At 71.2% G+C, this 4,468-nt stretch carries 5 protein-coding genes; 2 read left to right on the plus strand and 3 right to left on the minus strand.

Annotated features, from left to right (window positions below):
- Positions 1 to 31 precede the first annotated feature (31 nt).
- The 3 genes from K0M70_RS13295 to hemB all read right to left on the minus strand — a co-directional run bounded on the left by K0M70_RS13295 (position 32) and on the right by hemB (position 3,074).
- Positions 32 to 1,081, minus strand: coding sequence for a hypothetical protein (locus tag K0M70_RS13295; protein WP_290782719.1), 1,050 nt, complete (start codon positions 1,079 to 1,081; stop codon positions 32 to 34).
- Positions 1,082 to 1,243: 162 nt separating this feature from the next.
- Entirely contained in the window at positions 1,244 to 2,083 is an 840-nt protein-coding gene (aroE, locus tag K0M70_RS13300) for a shikimate dehydrogenase (protein ID WP_290782721.1), read from the minus strand.
- Between the two features lies 1 nt (position 2,084).
- On the minus strand, positions 2,085 to 3,074 hold the full coding sequence (hemB, locus tag K0M70_RS13305) for a porphobilinogen synthase (protein ID WP_290782723.1): 990 nt from the start codon (positions 3,072 to 3,074) through the stop codon (positions 2,085 to 2,087).
- A 66-nt stretch (positions 3,075 to 3,140) separates the two neighbouring features.
- On the opposite strand from hemB, the gene K0M70_RS13310 reads away from it, so the two are divergent.
- Positions 3,141 to 3,971, plus strand: a complete 831-nt coding sequence (locus tag K0M70_RS13310) for an ABC transporter permease subunit (RefSeq protein ID WP_290782725.1) — start codon at positions 3,141 to 3,143, stop codon at positions 3,969 to 3,971.
- Positions 3,968 to 4,468: ATP-binding cassette domain-containing protein (locus tag K0M70_RS13315; RefSeq protein WP_290782727.1), on the plus strand; the 501-nt coding region annotated here is incomplete at its 3' end. The genes K0M70_RS13310 and K0M70_RS13315, both read left to right, overlap by 4 nt.

A 4,468-nucleotide genomic window follows, 5' to 3' on the forward strand; every position in this document is an offset into this window, starting at 1 on the left:
CTCTCCCCCCCCCCCCCCCCCCCCCCCCGGCCTAACCCCCCCCCGGCGGTCGGGGGGGGTTCACGCCGTGGTGGGGGCGGGCGGGGGCCGCCCCGCGGCCGGTGGGGCCGCCAGCCTGGGCCTGCGACGGGAAGTCGTAGAGGCCGTAGGTGCAGTCCACGTCGGCCTGGCTGCCCACGGTGCGGGTGCCGTTGACGCTGAAGCCGTCGGTGGCGACCACCGGAGTGGCGCCAGCCGTGATCGAGAAGAAGATCGCATCCGAACCCAGGCCGTTGACCGAGCCGATGGTGTTGGACGGATCGCCCGTGAAGTCGACCACCGAGGCGGTGGTGAACTCGGCGCCCGGGCAGCTGAGGCGGGCGTAGCGCACTTCACCCGGGGAGAAGGCGTAACCAATTTCGGTGTTGATGGTGAGGCGGTTGCTGGGGTTGGCCAGCAGGCGCTCGGGCGGAAGGATCAGCTCTTCGGCAACCGGCACCGGGCTGTTGCTGCCCGGAATGGTAAGCGTCACGCCGAGGCTGCCGACGCCGTCGAGATCAAAGTTGATCGGACCGCAGACCAGGCCCGGCGCGGGAGTGAGGGTGCCCGTGATGGCCATCACCATCGGGGTGTTGGGCGGCACGGCGAAGGTGTCGGTGAAGTCCACCGAGCTTCCGAAGTCCCAGACGTGGTTGTCGCAGACGCTGGCCGGATTGAACGCGGTGGTGTGGAAGGACACGAAGATGCCGGTCGCGCAGGAGCCATTGGCGACCGTCGCCGTCATCGAGCCGCTGCTGTCGGTCACGAACGGGAACGTCCGGAACTGGTAGTTGGTGCCCAGATTGAAAGTGCCGCAAGGCTGCCCCGGGGTACCGGCGCGGAACAGCCGGCCGACGGTGGTTCCTTCGCTGCCATCGAAGAAACCGACGCCGCTGAGGATGTCCATCGTGAAGCTGCCGCTGCGCTGCAGCGAATCGGCAACGGGGCGCTTGGCGGTGTCACCGGGCTTGGCGTAGCCGCCGACATCGTCGATGGCCTGGGCGGAAACCAGGGAGGTTGCCGATGCACAGAGCATCGCGACAAAGAGTGAGGTTCTGTTCAACGGTATTCCCCCAGGGGTTTGGTTTACGAGTGTCGGATTACTGGCGGCCCTGCCGCCAGACAGCCGGATCTTGGCCCCTTGCTGGCCAAGGTCTCAGTACGCTTTAGACACGCGTTCCGGGGGCTAAACCGGACACCCGGGCAGGGCGGGCCGGCCGGCCGTTCAGTCCGCGGTGTGCAGGGCGTCGGCCCGGGCCGTCAGCTCGGCGTACACCGCGTCGGTGTCGGGACGCCTGCCGTGCCAGAGCGCGAAGCTCTCGGCGGCCTGTTCCACCAGCATGCCCAGGCCGTCAATGCGGTGGGAGCAACCGGCGGCACCGGCCCAGGCCAGGAAGGAGATGGCGGCCTCCCCGTAGCTCAGGTCCACGGCCAGGCTGCGGGGCGCGGCCAGGGAGAACGGCAGCGACAGGCCGTCGCCGCGCCCGGCCGACGTGGCGTTCACGATCAGCTCGAACCCCCCCAGCGACGGCAGGTCGGCCAGGTAGCGCGTGTGCACGCGGCCCGGCTCGCCCAGGGCGTCGGACAGCGCATCGGCTTTGTCCGGGCTGCGGTTGACGACCCAGAGGGAGTCGACCCCGGCGTCCAGCAGCGCCGGCGCTACGCCCCGGGCGGCGCCGCCGGCCCCCAGCAGCAGCACGCGCCGGCCGCGCAGGTCCAGGCGATGGCGTTCGGTCAGGTCGTGCACCAGGCCCAGGCCATCGGTGTTGTCGCCGTGCCAGGCGGCGCCGGCGCGCAGGAGGGTATTCACCGCCCCAGCCCGTCGGGCGCGGTCGCTGAGCTGGCTGCACAGCGCCACCACGCGCTCCTTGTGCGGCAGGGTGATGTTGGCACCTGCGCCCCCGACCGCGCCAAAGCTGTGGATGGCCGCGGCGAAGTCCTCGGGCGCGGCATCAATGGCCACGTAGGACAGGTCCACGCCCTCTTGGCGGGCGAATGCCGCGTGGATGCGCGGCGACAGCGAGTGCGCCACCGGGTGCCCGAACACGGCGAACTGCGCGGTCATCTCAGTCTTCCTTCAGCCAGCGCGCGGCGTCGAGCGCGAAGTAGGTGAGCACGCCGTCGGCGCCGGCGCGCTTGATGGACGTGAGCGCTTCGAGCGCGCAGGCGCGCTCGTCCAGCCAGCCGTTGAGCGCGGCGGCCTTGAGCATCGCGTACTCGCCGCTGACCTGGTAGACGAAGGTGGGCGCACCGTAGTGGTCCTTCACCCGGCGCACGATGTCCAGGTAGGGCAGGCCCGGCTTGATCATCACCATGTCGGCGCCCTCGTCCAGGTCCAGGCCGACTTCGCGCAGGGCCTCGTCGGAATTGGCCGGATCCATCTGGTAGGTGTACTTGTTGCCCTTGCCCAGCGCGCCAGAACTGCCGACGGCATCGCGGAACGGGCCGTAGAAGGCCGAGGCGTACTTGGCGCTGTAGGCCAGGATGCGGGTGTGGGTATGCCCGGTTTCTTCCAGCGCTTCGCGGATGGCGCCGATGCGGCCGTCCATCATGTCGCTGGGCGCCACCACGTCGGCGCCGGCGTCGGCATGCGACAGGGCCTGCAGCACCAGCGCGTCCACGGTTTCATCGTTCACCACGTAGCCGCTGTCGTCCACCAGGCCGTCCTGGCCGTGGGTGGTGTACGGGTCCAGCGCCACGTCGGTGATCACGCCCAGCTCGGGGAAGCGCTGCTTGAGCGCGCGGATGGCGCGCTGGGCCAGGCCGTTCTCGTCCCAGGCCGCGGCCGCGTCGAGCGACTTGGCCTCGGGCGCGGTGACCGGGAACAGCACGATGGCGGGAATTCTCAGCGCCACCGCCTGCTCGGCCGTGCGCAGCAGCTCGTCAATGGACAGGCGTTCGACGCCCGGCATGGACGACACCGCGGCGCGGCCCTGCAGCTCGTGGATGAACACGGGAAGGATCAGGTCGTCGGCGCTGAGCCGGTTTTCACGCATCAGCCGGCGTGAAAAATCGTCGCGGCGCATGCGGCGGGGACGGGTGTAGGGAAAAGCCATGCCGGTCTACTCGCGGGTCTGCCTGGGCGAATGATACGCCCGCCGCCGCGCAGCTAAGATGCCGGCATGGACTCCCGGCCAAGACTTCCCCGATCCGCCAAGCTGTGCCTGGTCGTGATTGCCGCGCTGGCGGGCGCGTGCTGGCTGGCCCTGCTGCTGCCCGGCCACGACCCGCACCGGCCCGACTGGGACGCGCTGTCGGCCGCGCCGACGCTGGCCGGCGGGCACTGGTTCGGCACCGATGCCATCGGCCGCGACATCCTGGCTCGCACGCTGGCCGGTGGCAGGCTTTCGCTGACCGTGGGCGCACTGGCCACCGTCGTGGCGCTGGTGATCGGACTGGCCTACGGCGCCATCGCCGGCTATGCCGGCGGGCGCGTGGAGCGCGCCATGGTGCGGCTGCTGGACGTGCTGTCGGCCCTGCCCTTCCTGCTGATCGTCATCCTGCTGCTGAGCCTGTTCGGGCGTTCACTGTGGCTGCTGCTGGCGGCGATCGGCGGCTACGTGTGGATCGACCTGGCGCGCGTGGTGCGTTCGGAGGCGGCGCGGCTGCGCGATGCGCCCTTCGTGCTGGCGGCGCGTGCGGCCGGCGCCCGCTTCGACCAGGTGCTGCGCTGGCACCTGCTGCCCAACCTGCTGCCGCTGGCGCTGGTGTACCTGGGGCTGATCCTGCCGCAGGCCATCCTGGTGGAAAGCTTCCTCGGCTTCCTGGGCCTGGGCCTGGACGAACCGTCGGCCAGCTGGGGCACGCTGCTGCATGAAGGCAGCCAGGAGCTCGACATCGCGCCGTGGTCGCTGCTGTTCCCGGCCGGCTTCCTGGTGGCGACGCTGGCGGCGTTCCAGTTCCTCGGCGACGGACTGCGCGACTGGCTGGACGTGCGCGGGCCGGCCGCATGACGGCGCGGCTCGCGCTCGAGGGGCTTGAGGTGCGCGCCGGCGGACGGGTCCTGCTGGGCCCGATCAACCTGGACCTGCGCGCCGGCGAATGCCTGGGCCTGGTGGGCGAAAGCGGCAGCGGCAAAAGCCTGAGCGTGCTGTCGCTGCTGGGGCTGCTGCCGCCGGGCCTGGAGGCCACGGGCACGCTGCACCTGGACGGGCGCGCCATCACTCTGGAATCCCGGCAGCACCACGCCCTGCGCGGCCGCACGATTGCCTGGATGCCGCAGGACCCCCAGGCCAGCCTGCACCCGCTGCGCACGGTGGGCGCGCAGCTTTGCGAAAGCCTGCGCGTGCTGCGCCGGCTGGACGCCCGGTCGGCCCGGCGCGAGGCGATCGCCCTGTTCGAGCGCCTGCAGCTGCCCGAACCGGCGGCCCTGCTGGCGCGCCATCCGCACCAACTCTCCGGCGGCCAGCGCCAGCGCGTCATGCTGGCGCGGGCGCTGGCGGGCGCGCCC

The sequence above is a fragment of the Arenimonas sp. genome, from assembly GCF_019459675.1.
Taxonomy (GTDB): domain Bacteria; phylum Pseudomonadota; class Gammaproteobacteria; order Xanthomonadales; family Xanthomonadaceae; genus Arenimonas.